Here is an 18,257-nt window from a genome sequence, read left to right on the forward strand (position 1 = left end):
AATGAAAAAAACGTTGTTTATTGCCGATTTACATTTAAGCGAAAATCGCCCCGATTTAACCGCACTTTTTGTGGATTTTATGCAGCATCAAGCCCCACAAGCTGAAGCGTTATATATTCTGGGCGACCTTTTCGATTTTTGGATCGGCGATGATGAACGTTCAGACTTAATTAACTTAGTGCAAGACCAAATTCGTTCTATTACGCAACAAGGTATTCCATGCTATTTTATTTGCGGTAATCGGGACTTTTTGCTCGGACAACAATTTGCTGAAAGTTGCGGATTACAGATTTTGCCTGATTATCAAGTGATTGATTTATATGGCACTAAAACCCTGATTTGTCACGGTGATACCCTTTGTATTGATGATGAAAAATACCAACAGTTCCGCTACAAAGTGCATCAAAAATGGCGACAACGTTTGTTTTTATGTTTACCATTAAAACTGCGGTTAAAAATTGCTGAGAAGATTCGCTCCAGAAGCAAAGCGGATAAGCAACAAAAGCCCGTTGAGATTATGGACGTGAATCCTGAATTTACTTTGCAAATCATGCAAAAATTTGCAGTGACAAGATTAATTCATGGACATACCCATAAACAACATATTCATCAAATGACACCGCAGTATGAGCGAATTGTATTAGGTGACTGGGGGGAAACTACCTCTGTGCTAGAAATTACTAAGCAGGGACTGGCATTTATTAACAATTAATTATTGAACTTTTACCTAAAAATAGGTTCTTATAAGTTGTCAGTGATAATGACATTGTTTTATTTTAATCGGAGCAATTTATGAAAAAATTATCTGTAATCGCTATTGTAAGTACATTATTTTTAAGTGCTTGTTATTTCCACGGTGGTCCTCACGGTGAACGAGGTGGTTTGGGTATGAATAATGGTCGCCCACAAGGTGGTCCACAAAGCGGTCAACAAATGCCACAACAACAAAGAGCTAATATGCCACAACAACAACCAAGAGCTAATATGCCACAACAACAAAGAACTAAGAGATAGCCCTATCTTACTTTAGAATACCCCGATAAGGGGTATTTTCTTAGCATCAATTCTCCATCATTTTATCTGTAATCAATTTGTATTGGTTTTTCCTTGCATTCATGATAGCAGAGTGTCAAACTAATATATTACATAAATTTTAATCATTTAACCTGCGGAGATACATAATGACAAAAATAAAAAAAGCGAAAAAAAGCACCGCACTTATGGATCCAAATTTTCAACAAGAACAAGCAAAATATGAAAACCCTATCCCAAGTCGTGAATTTATCTTACAGATTATTCAAGAGCATAATGCCCCAATGAGCCGTGAAGAAATGGTGGCAACTTTTGGTTTACGCCATGAAGACGAAATCGAGGGTATTCGCCGCCGTTTACGTGCAATGGAAAATGATGGTCAGTTAGTTTTTACTAAGCGTAAATGTTATGCCTTGCCTGAAAAGTTAGATTTAATCAAGGGTACTGTGATTGGGCATCGTGATGGCTACGGCTTTTTAGAAATCGAAAGCCCTGCTAAAAATGCGGTAGCCAATAAAGATTTATTTATTCCAAATAACCAAATGCAACGGGTGATGCACGGCGATTTTGTGTTGGCTCAACCCACTGGATTTGACCGCAAAGGACGGCAAGAAGTACGTATTGTTCGTGTGTTAGAAAGCCGTAAAAAACAAATTGTTGGACGCTTTTTCCTTGAAGACGGCATTGGTTATGTGGTGCCTGATGATAGCCGTATTGGACGAGATATTTTAATTCCTAATGAATCTCGCATGGGGGCAAGAATGGGGCAAGTGGTGGTGGTTGAACTTAAACCACGTACCGCCAGTTTTAGCCAACCTGTCGGGATTATTCGTGAAATTCTGGGGGATAATATGGCAAAAGGTATGGAAGTTGAGATTGCCTTACGCAATCATGATATTCCGCATACTTTCCCTGACGCTGTCCAAAAAGCGGTGAAAAAACTCAGTGAAGAAGTGCCAGAAGAAGCGAAAAAAGGGCGTATCAATTTACGTGATTTGCCGTTAGTCACGATTGACGGCGAAGACGCACGAGATTTTGACGATGCGGTACATTGTCGTAAAGAAAAAAACGGTTGGCGTTTATGGGTGGCGATTGCCGATGTCAGTTATTATGTGCGTTTGCGTACTGCTTTAGATGCAGAAGCTCACAATCGGGGAAATTCGGTCTATTTTCCCAATCGAGTGGTGCCGATGTTACCTGAAATTCTCTCCAACGGCTTATGTTCACTTAATCCACAAGTTGATCGTCTTTGTATGGTGTGCGAAATGGAAGTTTCCAATAAAGGGGAATTAAAAGGCTATCAATTCTATGAAGCCGTGATGAATTCATACGCTCGTTTAACCTACACTAAAGTCGCTCGTATTTTAGACGGAGATGCGGAATTAAGCCAACGTTATCAATCACTTGTTCCTCACTTAAAGGAATTGCACGCCATGTATCAAGCCTTGCTAGAAGCTCGTCATTTACGTGGCGCTATTGATTTTGAAACCATTGAAAGCAAGTTTATTTTCAATGAAATGGGGCGTATCGAACGGATTGAAAAAGAAGAACGCAATGACGCACACAAAATCATTGAAGAATGTATGATTTTAGCCAATATTTCTGCGGCGAATTTTATGGAACGTCACCAAGAGCCAGCGTTATATCGTATTCATGCAGGTCCGAGTGAAGAAAAATTAACCGCTTTCCGCACATTTTTGGCAGAATGTGGTTTATCTTTGCGAGGGGGCAATAAACCGAGTACGGCGGATTATGCCTAGTTGTTAAACCAAGTCAAACAACGTCCCGATCAAGAGCTTATTCAAACCATGTTGTTACGCAGTTTAAGCCAAGCAGTGTATCACCCTGATAATATTGGACATTTTGGTTTAGCCTTAACGGAATATGCTCACTTTACCTCACCTATTCGCCGCTATCCTGATTTAACCTTACATCGTGGCATAAAATATCTGTTAGCCAAACAAAAAGGGGCAAAACGTAAAACCACAGAAAGTGGCGGGTACCATTATAATTTAGATGAAATGGATTTATTAGGCGACCATTGTTCCATGACCGAACGCCGTGCCGATGATGCAACAAGGGAAGTGGCAGACTGGTTGAAATGCGAATTTATGCAAGACCACGTTGGTGATGAATTTGACGGTGTTATCTCGTCAGTCACTGGTTTTGGCTTATTTGTTCGCCTTGATGATTTGTTTATTGACGGCTTGGTGCATATTTCTACTCTCGATAATGACTACTATCAATACGACAATGCAGGACAACGCTTAATTGGCGAGAACAGCGGTATGCTATATCGTTTAGGGGATAAAGTCAGAATCAAAGTAGAAGCCGTCAGCCTTGAACAACGCCAAGTGGATTTCTCTCTTGTATCAAGCGAACGCCAACCACGCCGTGTAGGTAAAACCGCTAAAACCAAAGCAAAAAGAGCCGAAAAAGTGGTAAAAAATAACCGCAGTTTGAAGATGGAGAAAGGGAAAAGTGCGGTGAAAAAAACAGCTAAAAACACAACCAAAAAACACCGCAGTTCAGTAGCTAAAAGTGATAAGAAAAAAGGAAAAAAATAAATCATGTCAGAACAAATCTACGGTATTCACGCCGTAAGTGCTTTTTTAGAGCGTACGCCAGAACGTGTTATTGAAGTTTTGGTGTTAAAAGGGCGTGAGGATAAACGCTTGCAACCTTTGTTAAACGAATTACATAAATTGGGTATTAGCGTCCAATTTTTAAATCGCCAAAGTTTATATAACAAGGCTCAAGGCGAAGTGCATCAGGGGATTATTGCTCGCGTGCAAGCTGCGAAAGAGTTAAATGAAAACGATCTTGATCAGATTTTGCAACATAAGCAAAATCCGTTTTTATTGGTGTTAGACGGTGTGACCGATCCGCATAATTTGGGGGCTTGTTTGCGTACAGCCGATGCGGCTGGGGTTGATGCGGTGATCGTGCCGAAAGATAAATCGGCTCAATTAACCTCAGTGGCTCGTAAAGTGGCTTGTGGTGCGGCGGAAACGATGCCGTTAGTTCGGGTAACAAATTTAGTTCGTACCTTGCGTGAATTACAACAACATCACAATATTTGGGTGGTGGGTACGGCGGGTGAAGCAACCGAAACGCTTTATCAAAGTAAATTAACGGGTGCTATTGCGTTGGTGATGGGAGCCGAGGGGGAGGGTATGCGGCGGTTGACCCGTGAATGTTGCGATCAATTAATTAGTATTCCAATGGCTGGGTCGGTGTCATCATTGAATGTTTCCGTTGCCACTGGAGTTTGTTTGTTTGAGATTGTAAGACAAAGATTAGGTTAACCCACCAAAATTCTAAATAACGGCATATCCCAGCTTTCCACAGGTAAATTTTCTATTTGTTGGCATTGATGTGCTAACCCGATAGGAATAAACGATTTCTGTTGCCAATCTTGCAATGTACGGTCGTAAAATCCACCACCCATACCTAAACGATTACCCTGTTGGTCGAAAGCGACCAATGGGGTGAAAATCATATCAAGTTGTTCTGTTGGCAATACATTTTGTACGTTTAATTGCGGTTCAAAAATACCGAATTTATTTTTAATTAATGCCGTATCGGGGCGATGTTGTAAGAATAATAAATGTCCTGTACAAAACGGGTGTAGCACGGGCAAATAAACTTTTTTGCCTTGTCGCCACAGGTTTTCTATCAATAATTGGGTAGAAATTTCACCGTCAAAAGCAAGATAGAGAGCAATCTTGTTAGCTTGGCGTTGTTCAATTAAAGCAAGGGCTTGTTGCGTGATATTTTGTTCCGCTTGGGCTTGTTCAAGTGCGGTTAAATTTTGTCGAATTTTACGGATTTGTTGACGTATATTGTGGCGAAGTTGAGTAATATCTTGTGTAACGTTTTGCATAGGTATTGATGAAATGAATTTTAAGAAAGCCCCGAGATGCCGTTGCGGGTGGTCGGTCCTTGAACCCGACGGTTCAAGGGAGTCAGTTATAGTCATTTTTAGGCTTCTTAGGTAAACTAAGCCTGCACACCAACAACATAGAGAACTAACTCGAAGTATGTAAATATCGGCTCAGGGACGTAACCCTTTGGCGAACATCTCAGGTAATCTTGGTTATTTATACTAACGCAAATCACTTGCCTTGACTAGCGTTAATTTAAGCAAAAAGCGTTATTTCAAGTCTATTTATTGAATTTCGTACGCTGGTTGGTGATTTGTCGTACGAGTTAAAATATTTTCTAAGGAAGCAGATAATTGCTGAATTTGATCTTGCAATACTTTTTCCATTAAACCATTTTTTTGCTTCTCTTGTAATAGCTCAAAACTTAAATTTAATGCCACAATATTGATCGCACGCTCTACTTGTACAGTTTGCATCCGCTCTTTCATTTCGGTTACACGTACATCAAGTAATCTTGCTGCTTCTCGTAAATCATCGTGCTGTTCTTCTGGAACATTTAATAAAAAAACTTGCCCCAAAAAATTTAATTCAATCTTTTTTAATGCCATATTTTCACCATTCGTTGAATTTTTCGTTATTATGCCACAGAGAAAGATTTTATGTCATGAATAATCTGTTAGAATTAACGGATATTCATTAAAGGAAAAAAATATGATCGATTATTTTCAACTGAACCAAAAACTTAAATCCGCTAGTATTGCCCTTTCTGCCGCCGAATTGCACGGATTTCTCAGCGGGCTAATTTGTGGTGGATTAGACGATCAAAGTTGGCAACCCTTGCTTTATCAATTTACCAACGACAACCATGCCTATCCCACCGAATTATTAAAAGAAGTGACTGAAATCTATAGTAAAATTAACCGCACTTTAAGCGATATTGACGGCTTTAATTTTGAATTATTACTCCCTGATGAAGCTGCCGATATTTTTGCTCAAGCTGATGCCCTATGTGAATGGGCTAATCACTTTTTATTGGGCTTAGGTTTGGTACAAACCCAATTAGATCAAGAAAAAGGGGAGATCGGAGAAGCCATAGATGATTTGCACGATATTTGCCAATTAGGGTATGATGAGCAAGATGATCCTGAAGAATTAGCAGAAGCATTAGAAGAAATTATTGAATATGTTCGGACGATTGCTGCCTTGTTTTATACGTATTTTCGTCCATTTGAAAAAGCCAAACCCACTATTCACTAGGAGGAAAATTATGGATTTAGCCTATATGAACGCCATTCCAAAAGAAGAATTTATTCAACGCCGTGCAACATTATTAGCACAAATGGAAGATGACTCAAGTGCGGTGATTTTTTCATCAAAAGAAGTATTTCGTAATAGCCATTGTACTTATCCATTTCGTCAAGATAGCTATTTTTGGTATCTCACAGGATTTAATGAGCCTGATGCGGTTTTAGTGTTAAGTAAAAAAAATCAGCAATTTTCCACCGCACTTTTCCTCCGTCCGTCTGATCCTGAACGAGAAACTTGGGACGGCAGACGATTAGGTCTTGAAAAAGCACCGCAAGCCTTACAAATCGATCGGGCGTTTAATATCAGTGAATTGAAACAACAGCTACCTAGCTTATTATCTGGTGCCAAAACCGTTTATTTTTTACAAGGATTAGATGGTCGCTCCGCTGACGATACGTTTATGCAAAATTTATTGCCTGAATTAAGCGTAACAGAATTTACCCCATTACAACCAATATTAGATGAAATGCGTTTATTCAAATCTGAAAATGAAATTCGCATTATGCAACAAGCAGGACAAATAACTGCACTCGCCCATATTCGTGCCATGAAAGAAGCCCGTGCCAATCGTTTTGAATATGAAATTGAAGGTGAAATATTGCATGAATTTAGTCGATTTGGGGCGAGAGGGGCATCTTATAATAGTATTATCGGTGGTGGCGAAAACGCTTGTATTTTGCACTACGTTGAAAACGATCACCCGCTCAAAGACGGCGATTTATTGCTCATTGATGCAGGCTGTGAGTTTGCCATGTATGCAGGCGATATTACTAGAACATTCCCAATCAACGGCAAATTTAGCCCAGCACAACGGGAAATTTATGAGATCGTGCTAAAAGCTCAAAAACGGGCACTTGAAATCTTAGTGGCTGGCAATTCTATTCAACAAGCCAATGATGAAGTGGTGAGAATTAAAACCGAAGGTTTGGTCCGTTTAGGTATTTTAAAAGGTGATGTAGAAGAACTTATAGCCAATCAGGCTTATAAAGAATTTTATATGCATGGCTTAGGGCATTGGTTAGGGTTAGATGTACATGATGTGGGCAGTTATAGCAACGGCACACACAATGTGGATAGAAATTCCAAAATCAGAGACCGCACGTTACAACCTGGCATGGTGTTAACGGTTGAACCAGGCTTATATATTTCGTCAAAATCGGATGTACCTGAACAATATAAAGGTATTGGCGTACGCATTGAAGATAATATTTTAATTACCGAAACAGGGAATAAAATCTTTACTTCTGCTGTGCCAAAAGAGATTGATGAGATTGAGAAGTTAATGGCAGAAAGATAGTACAAAAGACCCCGTACTTTGGTACGGGGTTAAGCATAGTTTCGCTACGCTGTAGCTCTATTTTAAATTACTGCAATACTGAAATATCTGCCACTTGCAAGAATAAATCTTGTAATGCTTTCAAAATCGCTAAACGATTTTGGCGAAGTTTTTGATCTTCCGCATTTACCATTACATTGTCGAAGAAATTATCCACTGGCTGGCGTAAGTTAGCTAATTCATCTAACACCGCACTGTAATCGCCTTTGGCAATTAACGGTTGTACTGCTTGTTGCAAGGCGACCACGTTTTCCGCTAAGGCTTTTTCCGCAGGTTCAACGCAGGCAGAAAGATCGATACAGCCGATTTCAATATCCGCTTTAGCCAGAATATTGCTTACCCGTTTATTCGCCGCTGCTAAGGCTTCCGCTGAATCCAACGTGCGGAAATGCGAGACCGCACGCACTCGGGCATCAAAATCCGCAGGACGAGTTGGACGGCGAGCCAGCACGGCTTGAATTTCATCCACCGCAATGCCTTCATCTTGATACCACGCACGGAAACGACCGAGCATAAAGTCCACAACGTCATTCACCACATTTTTGTTGGTCAATTTGTCACCAAAAAGTGCGGTGGATTTTTCAACTAAAATAGTTAAATCAAGCGGAAGATTTTTTTCTACAATAATCCGCAATGAACCAAGAGCCGCACGGCGTAACGCAAATGGGTCGGCACTGCCTTTTGGTGCTTGTCCAATGCCGAAAATGCCTGTTAGCGTATCAATTTTATCCGCCAACGCCACCGAACACGCCACTAAGGAATTTGGCAAATTATCCCCAGCAAAACGTGGCATATATTGTTCGTTTAACGCCACCGCCACGTCTTCATCTTCGCCATCATGACGAGCATAGTGCATACCCATTACGCCTTGCGTGTCGGTAAATTCAAACACCATATTGGTCATTAAATCACATTTTGACAGCAAGCCCGCACGTTTGGCTTTTGTCACGTCCGCCCCAATTTGAGCCGCAATTTCACCAGCCAATTGTTCAATGCGAGCGGTTTTATCACGCAATGTGCCAAGCTGTTGTTGGAACAACACGGTTTCTAAGCGTGGTAGTCTGTCTTCCAAACGCTGTTTCAAGTCAGTTTTGAAGAAAAATTCCGCATCCGTCAAACGTGGACGCACCACTTTTTCGTTACCTTCAATAATCGCCGTTGGATCCGCTGGATTAATGTTAGAAACAAAAATAAAGTGCGGTAATAATTTGCCGTCTTTGCTGTAAATTGGGAAATATTTTTGGTCGCCTTTCATCGTGTAAACCAAGGCTTCCGCTGGTACAGCTAAAAAACGCTCTTCAAATTTGGCGGTTAATACATTCGGATATTCCACCAGTGAAGTCACTTCGTCTAACAAGTCTTCATCAATATCTGCTACGCCACCAAGTGTGGTCGCTTTTTCTTGTGATTTTGCCAGAATAATCGCTTTACGCTCGTTAAAATCGGCAATCACTTGACCACGCTCTTTCAAAGTTTCTGGATATTCATCAGCGTGCTGAATGTCAAATTCACGCTCACCTAAAAAACGGTGTCCACGAATAGTGCGACCGCTTTTCACGCCAAGGATTTCGCCGTCAATGAGTTCGCTACCTAGCAACATTGTTACCGTATGCACAGGACGAATAAACTGCACGGACTTATCCGCCCAACGCATTGGTTTTGGAATCGGCAACTTCGCTAGGGCGTTAGCCACAAGATCGCTTAACAAGGCTTTAGTCGGTTGCCCCTGTTGCACTGCACGATGTACCAACCATTCGCCTTTATCGGTCGCCACACGCTCCGCTTGATCCACGGTAATACCACAACCTCTCGCCCAGCCCTCAGCCGCTTTGGTCGGATTACCATTGGCATCAAACGCCGCTGCTACCGCAGGCCCTCGTTTTTCAATTTGCTTACTTGGCTGCTCGGTCGCCAAATCCGCCACTTTCAACGCCAAACGACGTGGAGCAGCGAACCATTGTAAATGGGTAAATGTTAAACCAGCTTGGTTAAGCTCGGCGGTGAAATTATCCGCAAAGGCTGTAGCAAGGGTCTTTAATGCTTTCGGTGGCAACTCTTCAGTGCCGATTTCTACTAGGAAGTTTTGGGTTGTCATTTATTTTATTTCTCTTTAATTTATTTTTTGTATATTTTACTTTGTGCAGATAGTGTCTGCAAATATGTAATTAATCACTCACACATTATCCACGCGCTGCGTGGACAATCTTGCCTTGGTAATCCTCTCTTCCAACTCTTTCTCCGTTGGCAAAAACGGCAAATACTTCGCACTAAATAATTGTTTTCTATCTGCCAACACCGAATACTTCGCCACCGCTTCGCTTTTTTCACTGCATAATACTAAACCGATAGTTGGATTATCATCCGCCCCTTTAATTTCTTGATCAAACAAGCGAACATAGGTATCCATTTGCCCTACATCTTGATGTTTTAATTTGCCGATTTTTAAATCAATCAACAAAAAGCATTTGAGTTTGAAATTGTAAAACACCAAATCAATATAAAAATCTTCATCATCAAAACGAATTCGTTTTTGGCGTTCCACAAAAGCAAAACCTTTGCCAAGCTCCAACAAAAACAGTTGCAAATTGTTAATAATGGCTTGCTCAACGTCATCTTCTTGATAGCTACCATCTTGTAAATTTAAGAAATCCAAAATATAAGGATCACGCAAATAATCTTCAATAGTTTCTTTTAGTTCTTCGGTTTTCTGTTCCGCTTCGGTAATCACTGGCGTTTTGTTTTGGCTTGCCAGTAAACGTTCGTAATATAGTACAGAAATTTGGCGATCTAATGCACGAACAGACCAGTTTTGTGCAATGGTTTCACGCATATACCAAAGGCGTGCTTGTTCGTTTTCTACACGAATAATTTTGCAATAATGTGACCAACTCAATTCAGGAGACACTGTCTCTCGAATTGGAAATGCAAGATAAAAACGTCTCATATTACGTAAATTTGTCTGATCAAATCCCTTACCGAACATTTCTGTTAAACGTTCAGAAAGATCTTTCAGTACATATTTACCATATTCCGCACGGCTTTCGCCTTGTTGCTCATCTTCCACAATCAGACGACCAATATGCCAATAGGATTGCACCATCGCCACGTTGACCGTTTGGCGAACTTGGTTTCTTGCCTGATGAATGATTTCGGCAATTTGGCTAAATAGTGTATTGTTGGTTTGTGGCAAATTCGACATTTTGTTTCTCTATTTAGACTGTGCAATCAGTGATTGCACAATTCGGGACTCACTGCGTTCCGAATCTCTCTTACTTCTTACACCCTGGAAACCCTAAGGCTTCACGACTGGCATAATAGGCTTCTGCCACGCCTTTAGTCAGCGTGCGAATACGCAAAATATAACGCTGACGTTCTGTCACCGAAATCGCTTTGCGTGCATCAAGCATATTAAAGCTGTGTGCGGCTTTTAAAATGCGTTCGTAAGCAGGTAGTGGTAAGGGTTTTTCTAAGTCTAACAAGGCTTTGGCTTCTTTTTCGTAATGATCGAAACATTGGAATAAGAAATCGGTGTCGGCGTATTCAAAGTTATAAGTAGATTGCTCCACTTCATTTTGGTGGAACACATCGCCGTAAGTGGTTTTGCCGAGTGGACCGTCTGAATAAACTAAATCGTACACAGAGTCCACACCTTGAATATACATCGCCAAACGCTCTAAACCGTAGGTGATTTCGCCTGTGACAGGACGACATTCTAAACCGCCTACTTGTTGGAAATAGGTAAATTGGGTCACTTCCATACCATTCAACCACACTTCCCAGCCTAAGCCCCACGCCCCTAAAGTTGGGTTTTCCCAGTTATCTTCCACAAAGCGAATGTCATTTTGCGTTGGGTCAAAACCGAGCATTTTTAGGCTGTCTAAATAGAGTTCTTGAATATTATCAGGGGACGGCTTGATGACTACTTGGAATTGATAATAATGTTGCAAGCGGTTTGGGTTTTCGCCGTAACGACCGTCTGTTGGGCGGCGTGATGGTTGCACATAAGCAAATGCCATTGGCTCAGGTCCTAAGGCACGCAATGCGGTCATTGGGTGGCTTGTTCCAGCCCCCACTTCCATATCAAAGGGTTGTACAATAGTTGCCCCTTGTTTCGCCCAGTAATCTTGCAGGGCTAAAATCATCCCTTGGAATGTTTTTACGTTAAATGTTGTTGTCATAAGTTATCTCAAAAAATAATGAAAATTTGCACCGCATTATACGGGAAAATTGATGAATATAAAACGGTTATAAATCACCAAAACACACTTGTAATGCGGTAATTGCCGTTAAAGCGGCGGTTTCGGTGCGTAATACTCGCTTGCCAAGCAAAATGTCGGTAAAGCCTTGTTGTTTTGTCTGCTGAATTTCTTGTGGCGACAAACCGCCCTCCGAGCCAATCAACAACCGCACACCAGCCGCAGGAATTTGCGGCAAAGTTTTAATGGAATAATTGGCTCTTGGGTGCAAATTGAGCTTTAACGTGCCATCTTGCTCCGCACACCAATCTTGCAACTTCATCATCGGACGAATTTCAGGCACCACATTTCGCCCACATTGTTCACAAGCCGCAATAGCAATTTTCTGCCACTGCTGAATTTTTTTCTCCATTCGTTCCGCATCTAATTTCACACCACAACGTTCTGACCAAAGTGGCGTGATCACATTCACGCCCAATTCCACGGATTTTTGAATAGTAAATTCCATTCGTTCGCCCCGAGAAATCACTTGTCCTAAATGGATTTTTAACGGGCTTTCTCGGTTATCAAGTTGACGATCTAAAATTTCGACACTGACCGTTTTTTTACTGCTTTCGGTAATTTGAGCAGGATAAATATAATTTGAGCCATCAAACAGCTCTAATTTTTCGCCAACCTGCATACGCAATACTCGCCCAACGTGATTGGCGGCATCTTCGCTGAGTTGGCATTGGGATTGATTTTCTAAGGATTCAGGGTGGTAGATTCTGGGTATTCTCATTGTTGTGCTTATCCATTAACAAAGTGTGGTTGTGATAAAGCGTTATAATAAAATAAAGTGTGGTGAAAAAAAATGATGTTTTTTTCAATATTACTTTAGCAATGAAACAAGCCCTAGCTTAAACAACAAATTTCTTTTAAACTATCTCAAAATTCCAAAAAGAAAAGGAACGTTCAATATGTTTAGTCTATTTAAAATCCGTGGCTTTTTACCCTATTTAGCCATTATGTTTATTAATGCTAGTGTGGATTTGGCACATAAAATTACCATTCAAAATGTGCTGTTAAAAACCTTTGAGGGCGACACCCAAACTATTTTAACCGCATTAATTAACACCATGATTTTGTTACCCTTTATCTTTCTTTTTTCCCCCTCCAGTTTTATCAACGAAAAATTTTCCCGTACCAATGTGATTCGTTATAGTAGCCTAGCTGCGGTAGCCATTAGTGGGTTAATTTGTGTTTGTTATTTTATCGGGCAATTTTATTGGGCATTTGGCTTTACACTGTTGTTAGCAATGCAAAGTGCAATTTATTCACCTGCTAAATACAGCATTATCAAATCCATTGTGGGAACGGAAAAATTAGGTAGTGCCAATGGGGTTATTCAAGCCTTAACTATTGTAGCGATTTTATTTAGTTCCTTTGCATTTTCATTTTATTTTGAACAATTTTATGTTGTATCTGACGATCCGAATGTAGTGTTGCAAAGTGTGTCAGCGGTGGGTGTGGCATTAGTGGTGTTAAGTGCCTTAGAAGCGGTTTTTGCTTGGAAAATTCCGTTTTATCCGCAAGATACCGATGAAAAAGCAGAAAAATTTTCTATGGCAAAATACCTGTCTTTGGGGTATTTAAAAGAAAATATTCAAACCACCAAAGCCAATAAAAATATTTGGTTAAGCATTATCGGATTAAGCCTGTTTTGGGGTGTTTCACAAGTCATTGCAGCAGCCTTTCCTGCCCATTACAAAGCTAACTTTGGTTCAGATAATGCTTTGATTATTCAAGGGATTTTAGCAGTGAGTGGGATTGGGTTAGTGCTAGGTTCTTATATTGCAGGGAAAATGTCGGATTATCATATTGAACATGGTATTGTACCAGTGGGGGCATTAGGACTATTCTTTGCGTTATTTGGCTTAACAGTGGCAACCAACAATAGCCTATTAATGCTTTGTTCATTTGGTTTTGGGGTCGCTGGTGGTTTATTTATTGTGCCATTAAATGCGACTATCCAATATTTCGCTCCGCAGGCTACCAGTGGACGCATTATGGCAGGTAATAATTTTGTGCAAAATATTTTTATGGTGGGCTTTTTGCTACTCAGTATTTTGCTAGTGAAATTAAGTGTTTCAACCACAGGATTATTTTTATTTACCGCTGCCGTCTGCCTATTGGGGAGCTTTTTTGCTATCCTGCAATTACCTCATTTATTTGCTCGATTATTGATGATTCCGATTGTGAAAACCAGTTATCGTTTTCATGTTGACGGGCTAAAAAATCTGCCACAAAGTGGGGGAGTATTGTTATTAGGTAATCATATCAGTTGGATTGACTGGATGATTTTACAAGCTGCAAGTCCTCGGGCGATTCGTTTCGTGATGTATCGTCCGATTTACAATAAATGGTATCTCAAATGGCTATTTAAGTTTTTCCGTGTGATTCCTATTGGTGCGGGTGCCAGCAAAGATTCTATTCTAGCGGTGCGAGAATGTTTACAAAATGGCGAAGTCGTGGCGTTATTCCCTGAGGGGCATTTAAGTTATAACGGACAAATCAACCAATTCCAAAAAGGCTTTGAACATATCCTAAAAGATCTTGAAAATGTGGTGACTATGCCATTTTATCTACGTGGACTTTGGGGTTCAAGTTTCTCTCGAGCAGATAGCTTCTATAAACAAATGACCAAACAGCGTGGAAAACGTAAAATATTGGTCGCATTTGGCAAGCCAATCCACGGCTTTATTGATGCCTCAGCGATGAAACAAAAAGTAGTAGAACTTTCATTCAGTACTTGGGAACGCTTTATTGATAGACAAAAACCATTGCAATATCAATGGATTGAAACTGCGAAACGACATTTGTTTAAAGATTGTATTGCTGACTCACAAGGCATGGAATTAAATAATTTAAAATTTATTACTGCCGTACTGTTATTCGTTAAAGCACTAAAATTAGAATTAAGCAATGAAAAACATATCGGTGTTCTTTTGCCGAGTTCATCAGCTGGAGCCATTGTCAATATGGCATTATTTGTACTTGGTAAAGTCCCCGTCAATTTAAATTACACACTCAGCCAACAAACCATGCAAAAGGCTTTAGAAAAAGCCCATATTCAAAAGGTGATTACCGCTGAGAAATTCTTGACCAAATTGCAAGATAAAGGTTTTGATTTTACTGAAATTCTTGTGGGTAAAACGATTTTTGCTGAAAATATCAGCAAGTCAGCCACAAAATCACAAAAAACATCTGCATTTTTCACCGCACTTTTTGCTCCCCTTTGGTGGATTACTGCACGTTATTTTGCTTGTAGTAAACTTGATGATACTGCCACTATTTTATTTAGCAGTGGCAGTGAGGGGACACCAAAAGGTATTGAATTAAGTCATAAAAATCTACTTACCAATATCAAACAAGTGGGCGAATTGCTTAACTTCCAGAAAAACGATGTCATCTTAAATTCTTTACCAATTTTCCATAGTTTTGGCTTAACCGTTACCACCTTAATGCCATTATGTGAAGGCATTAAAATGGTCAGTGTGCCTGATCCAACGGACGGTGCAGCCGTAGGTAAAATGTCAGCCAAGCATAATGTGAGTATTTTATTTGGTACCTCTACTTTCTTCCGTTTGTATGTGCGTAGTAAAAAACTTCACCCGTTAATGCTACAAAATGTACGAATGGTTATCGCTGGGGCTGAAAAATTAAAAGCCGATGTCAAAGAAGCCTTTAAAATGAAATTTGGTTTAGAAATTTTCGAAGGCTACGGGGCAACAGAAACTGCTCCTGTTGCTGCGGTTAATATGCCGAATATGCTCGATCCTGATACATTACATGAATTTACCTTTAGTAAGGTTGGCACGGTGGGCTTGCCGTTACCAGGGACGATTATCAAAATTGTCGATCCGAACAGCTTGCAAGAACTGCCAACAGGCGAAGATGGGCTGATTATTATTGGCGGTGGACAGGTGATGAAAGGCTATTTAGATGACCCAGAAAAAACCGCTGAAGTGATTTGTGAACTAGACGGCGTACGTTATTACCTAACGGGCGACAAAGGACATATTGATGCTCAAGGCTTTATCACCATTGTCGATCGCTACTCTCGTTTTGCTAAAATCGGTGGTGAAATGATTAGCCTTGGTGCGGTGGAGCAACAGCTCGCCAGCTTATTTGATGAACAAACCCAATATGCCGCCACGGCTATTGCCGATGAGAAAAAAGGTGAAATGGTGGTGTTATTGGTGAAATCCGATTTGTCTTTAGATGAAATCAAAAACCGCATAAAATCCGCTGAAGTTCCTCCAATTATGCAGCCGAGCGAAGTTTTATTAGTGGACGAGATCCCAATGTTAGGTACGGGGAAAGTGGATTTTAAAGGGGTGAAAAATTTAGCCGTAGCGTTACTTACTCAGTAAAAGAATTCTGTTAAAATAATCTCATGTTTTAAGTAGAGGATTTGATCATCGAAAATTGGCAACGTGGCTTTGTTTTACACCGCCGAGCGTATAGTGAAACCAGTTTGTTAGTGGATTTATTTACTGAAGAAACGGGACGGTTAACGGTGTTAGCGAAAGGGGCAAGACGGAAACAGTCAGCGTGGAAAGGTGTATTGCAACCTTTTACACCGTTGTTGTTACGCTGGACAGGTAGGGGTGAATTGAAAACCTTGACTAAAGCCGAGCCAGCGGCGATTGCCTTGCCGTTGCAACAAACGGCGTTGTTTAGTGGCTTCTATGTGAATGAACTACTTTGTCGGGTGATTGAACAGGAAACACCTAATCCCTTATTATTCCAATATTATTTGCAATGTTTAATGATGTTGGCTCAAGCCGAGAATGTTGAACCTGCGTTGCGAACCTTTGAATTTCAGCTGTTGCAAATTTTAGGTTATGGCGTAGATTTTGGACATTGTGCTGGGTCTGGCTTGCCTATTGATGCAGCGATGACCTATCAATATCGGGAAGAAAAGGGTTTTATTGCGTCCTTGATAAAAAATAACCAAACCTTTTATGGACGAGATTTATTAGCATTTCAGGCGTTGGAATTTACCGATGCAGATGTACTGAAAGCGGCGAAACGATTTACTCGAATGGCGTTGAAACCCTATCTTGGCAATAATCCTTTGAAAAGTCGGGAATTGTTTAGCCAAAATATTTTATATTTAAAATAATTTAACACAATGGCATTATTTTACACTCCAGAAAAAAAAGCGAAAAAAACACCGCACTTTGAATTGACCATTCAATCTTTGGATTATCAGGGATTGGGCGTGGGTAAAGTAAATGGTAAGACGTGGTTTGTGGAAAATGCTTTGCCAAATGAAACCGTGCAAGCGGAAATTATAGAAGAAAAACGTCAGTATGGACGGGCGGTCGCGAAGAAGATTTTACATACCAATCCACAGCGGCAAGCACCACAGTGTGCAGTGTATCAGGCTTGTGGTGGTTGTCAGAGTCAACATATTCCGCTTGAAATGCAAAGGCTGGCTAAACAACAGGCGTTGTTTTCTCGTTTAGAAAAATTGCAACCGCAGGGCATTATGTTTATGCCGATGATTGTCGGTGACGGCTGGCAATATCGTCGTCGGGTGCGGTTGAGCGTGAATGTAAATCCTAAAACTAAGCAGCTTGACATCGGCTTTCGGCAAAAAAGTTCATCGCAAATAGTGAATATTCAGCAATGTGATGTACTTGAACCAGCACTGGATAACTTATTGCCGAAACTTCTCACATTATTACGTCAATTTTCTCAACCCAAATTACTCGGGCATATTGAATTAACCTTAGCAGACAATGGCATAGCCATGTTACTACGTTATAGTAAAAACTTGAGTGAAAAAGACCGCAGTTTGCTGTTAAATTTTGCGGAACAGGAAAAATTGATGTTGTTTGTTCAAGATGATCAGCAAATTCAACAACTTTGTGGCGAGATACCTTATTATCAAATTGGCGATTTGTTGCTCCAGTTTGATATTCGGGATTTTATTCAAATTAATCGCTTATTAAACCAGCAGATGGTGGCAACGGCGTTGCATTGGTTGGCGTTGAATAAAACTGATTGCGTGCTAGATTTATTTTGTGGAATGGGTAATTTCACCTTACCGATAAGTCAGTTAGTACAAAAAGTAGTGGGTGTAGAAGGTGTCGCAGAAATGGTTGAGAAAGCTCGCAAAAATGCGGAACAAAATAGCTGTTGCAATGTCGAATTTGAGCAAGGGGATTTGGATCAGCCGTTTTTAAACCAACATTGGGCGAAAACACCATTTAATAAAATTTTGCTCGATCCGCCCCGTAGTGGTGCATCTTTTGCTATGGAAAGTATTTGCCAGTTGCAAGCGGATAAAATTTTGTATATTTCTTGTAATCCAGCAACTTTGGTACGTGATGCGGAGAATTTGTTAAATTCAGGCTATCAATTAAGCAAAGTAGCAATGATCGATATGTTCCCTCATACAGGACATTTGGAAAGTATCTCGTTGTTTGAGAAAAAATAAGGAAA

At 40.4% G+C, this 18,257-nt stretch carries 14 protein-coding genes, 1 other RNA gene and 1 pseudogene; 9 read left to right on the forward strand and 7 right to left on the reverse strand.

The window, feature by feature from the left end; translation table 11 throughout:
* The first annotated feature begins 1 nt into the window (after window position 1).
* The 4 genes and pseudogenes from lpxH (at window position 2) to rlmB (ending at window position 4,340) form a co-directional block, all read left to right on the forward strand.
* Window positions 2-712, forward strand: a complete 711-nt coding sequence (gene lpxH / locus O1Q81_RS02885) for a UDP-2,3-diacylglucosamine diphosphatase (RefSeq protein WP_386698131.1) — start codon at window positions 2-4, stop codon at window positions 710-712.
* Window positions 713-792: 80 nt separating this feature from the next.
* Window positions 793-1,014: a hypothetical protein gene (locus O1Q81_RS02890; protein WP_386698133.1), complete on the forward strand. Its 222-nt coding sequence runs from the start codon at window positions 793-795 to the stop codon at window positions 1,012-1,014.
* Between the two features lie 167 nt (window positions 1,015-1,181).
* Window positions 1,182-3,599, forward strand: a pseudogene (gene rnr / locus O1Q81_RS02895) (ribonuclease R).
* 3 nt (window positions 3,600-3,602) lie between these two features.
* Window positions 3,603-4,340 (forward strand): 23S rRNA (guanosine(2251)-2'-O)-methyltransferase RlmB, encoded by a 738-nt coding sequence (gene rlmB / locus O1Q81_RS02900; protein WP_386698135.1) that lies wholly within the window; start codon window positions 3,603-3,605, stop codon window positions 4,338-4,340.
* Here the strand turns inward: rlmB and O1Q81_RS02905 are convergent.
* The 3 genes from O1Q81_RS02905 to O1Q81_RS02915 all read right to left on the reverse strand — a co-directional run bounded on the left by O1Q81_RS02905 (window position 4,337) and on the right by O1Q81_RS02915 (window position 5,527).
* The gene (locus O1Q81_RS02905) at window positions 4,337-4,918 is read right to left on the reverse strand and encodes a 5-formyltetrahydrofolate cyclo-ligase (RefSeq protein WP_386698136.1); all 582 of its coding nucleotides are present in this window, start codon (window positions 4,916-4,918) and stop codon (window positions 4,337-4,339) included. The genes rlmB and O1Q81_RS02905 overlap by 4 nt on opposite strands.
* A gap of 24 nt (window positions 4,919-4,942) precedes the next feature.
* Window positions 4,943-5,127, reverse strand: a non-coding RNA gene (gene ssrS / locus O1Q81_RS02910) — 6S RNA.
* Between the two features lie 76 nt (window positions 5,128-5,203).
* Window positions 5,204-5,527: a cell division protein ZapA gene (locus O1Q81_RS02915; protein ID WP_386695623.1), complete on the reverse strand. Its 324-nt coding sequence runs from the start codon at window positions 5,525-5,527 to the stop codon at window positions 5,204-5,206.
* 103 nt (window positions 5,528-5,630) lie between these two features.
* Between O1Q81_RS02915 and O1Q81_RS02920 the strand changes: the two genes are divergently transcribed.
* The gene (locus O1Q81_RS02920) at window positions 5,631-6,176 is read left to right on the forward strand and encodes a YecA family protein (protein ID WP_386698138.1); all 546 of its coding nucleotides are present in this window, start codon (window positions 5,631-5,633) and stop codon (window positions 6,174-6,176) included.
* Between the two features lie 10 nt (window positions 6,177-6,186).
* Entirely contained in the window at window positions 6,187-7,524 is a 1,338-nt protein-coding gene (pepP, locus tag O1Q81_RS02925) for a Xaa-Pro aminopeptidase (protein WP_386698140.1), read from the forward strand.
* 67 nt (window positions 7,525-7,591) lie between these two features.
* Here pepP and glyS read toward each other — a convergent pair whose 3' ends face one another.
* The 4 genes from glyS to rsmE all read right to left on the reverse strand — a co-directional run bounded on the left by glyS (window position 7,592) and on the right by rsmE (window position 12,540).
* Window positions 7,592-9,658, reverse strand: a complete 2,067-nt coding sequence (glyS, locus tag O1Q81_RS02930) for a glycine--tRNA ligase subunit beta (RefSeq protein ID WP_386698141.1) — start codon at window positions 9,656-9,658, stop codon at window positions 7,592-7,594.
* A gap of 78 nt (window positions 9,659-9,736) precedes the next feature.
* Complete coding sequence (locus tag O1Q81_RS02935; protein ID WP_386698143.1) at window positions 9,737-10,762, reverse strand: YhcG family protein; 1,026 nt, start codon at window positions 10,760-10,762, stop codon at window positions 9,737-9,739.
* A gap of 70 nt (window positions 10,763-10,832) precedes the next feature.
* Window positions 10,833-11,741: a glycine--tRNA ligase subunit alpha gene (glyQ, locus tag O1Q81_RS02940; protein WP_386698145.1), complete on the reverse strand. Its 909-nt coding sequence runs from the start codon at window positions 11,739-11,741 to the stop codon at window positions 10,833-10,835.
* Between the two features lie 67 nt (window positions 11,742-11,808).
* Window positions 11,809-12,540, reverse strand: a complete 732-nt coding sequence (gene rsmE / locus O1Q81_RS02945; protein ID WP_386698147.1) for a 16S rRNA (uracil(1498)-N(3))-methyltransferase — start codon at window positions 12,538-12,540, stop codon at window positions 11,809-11,811.
* Between the two features lie 178 nt (window positions 12,541-12,718).
* On the opposite strand from rsmE, the gene O1Q81_RS02950 reads away from it, so the two are divergent.
* Genes O1Q81_RS02950 through rlmD form a run of 3 tightly spaced genes read left to right on the forward strand, consistent with a single transcriptional unit; the run spans window position 12,719 to window position 18,252 of the window.
* Window positions 12,719-16,174 carry an acyl-[ACP]--phospholipid O-acyltransferase gene (locus tag O1Q81_RS02950; protein ID WP_386698148.1) on the forward strand — a complete coding sequence of 1,152 codons (3,456 nt, stop codon included), beginning with the start codon at window positions 12,719-12,721 and terminating at the stop codon, window positions 16,172-16,174.
* A 41-nt stretch (window positions 16,175-16,215) separates the two neighbouring features.
* Window positions 16,216-16,929: a DNA repair protein RecO gene (recO, locus tag O1Q81_RS02955; protein WP_386695638.1), complete on the forward strand. Its 714-nt coding sequence runs from the start codon at window positions 16,216-16,218 to the stop codon at window positions 16,927-16,929.
* 9 nt (window positions 16,930-16,938) lie between these two features.
* Entirely contained in the window at window positions 16,939-18,252 is a 1,314-nt protein-coding gene (gene rlmD, locus O1Q81_RS02960) for a 23S rRNA (uracil(1939)-C(5))-methyltransferase RlmD (RefSeq protein WP_386698150.1), read from the forward strand.
* The last annotated feature ends 5 nt before the right edge of the window (window positions 18,253-18,257 follow it).

Source organism: Lonepinella sp. MS14436, from assembly GCF_042470565.1.
GTDB lineage: Bacteria > Pseudomonadota > Gammaproteobacteria > Enterobacterales > Pasteurellaceae > Lonepinella.

Coding starts and splice junctions, on each gene's coding strand:
- lpxH (WP_386698131.1), top strand. CDS start 2: ATGAAAAAAACGTTGTTTATTGCCGATTTACATTTAAGCGAAAATCGC.
- O1Q81_RS02890 (WP_386698133.1), top strand. CDS start 793: ATGAAAAAATTATCTGTAATCGCTATTGTAAGTACATTATTTTTAAGT.
- rlmB (WP_386698135.1), top strand. CDS start 3,603: ATGTCAGAACAAATCTACGGTATTCACGCCGTAAGTGCTTTTTTAGAG.
- O1Q81_RS02905 (WP_386698136.1), bottom strand. CDS start 4,918: ATGCAAAACGTTACACAAGATATTACTCAACTTCGCCACAATATACGT.
- O1Q81_RS02915 (WP_386695623.1), bottom strand. CDS start 5,527: ATGGCATTAAAAAAGATTGAATTAAATTTTTTGGGGCAAGTTTTTTTA.
- O1Q81_RS02920 (WP_386698138.1), top strand. CDS start 5,631: ATGATCGATTATTTTCAACTGAACCAAAAACTTAAATCCGCTAGTATT.
- pepP (WP_386698140.1), top strand. CDS start 6,187: ATGGATTTAGCCTATATGAACGCCATTCCAAAAGAAGAATTTATTCAA.
- glyS (WP_386698141.1), bottom strand. CDS start 9,658: ATGACAACCCAAAACTTCCTAGTAGAAATCGGCACTGAAGAGTTGCCA.
- O1Q81_RS02935 (WP_386698143.1), bottom strand. CDS start 10,762: ATGTCGAATTTGCCACAAACCAACAATACACTATTTAGCCAAATTGCC.
- glyQ (WP_386698145.1), bottom strand. CDS start 11,741: ATGACAACAACATTTAACGTAAAAACATTCCAAGGGATGATTTTAGCC.
- rsmE (WP_386698147.1), bottom strand. CDS start 12,540: ATGAGAATACCCAGAATCTACCACCCTGAATCCTTAGAAAATCAATCC.
- O1Q81_RS02950 (WP_386698148.1), top strand. CDS start 12,719: ATGTTTAGTCTATTTAAAATCCGTGGCTTTTTACCCTATTTAGCCATT.
- rlmD (WP_386698150.1), top strand. CDS start 16,939: ATGGCATTATTTTACACTCCAGAAAAAAAAGCGAAAAAAACACCGCAC.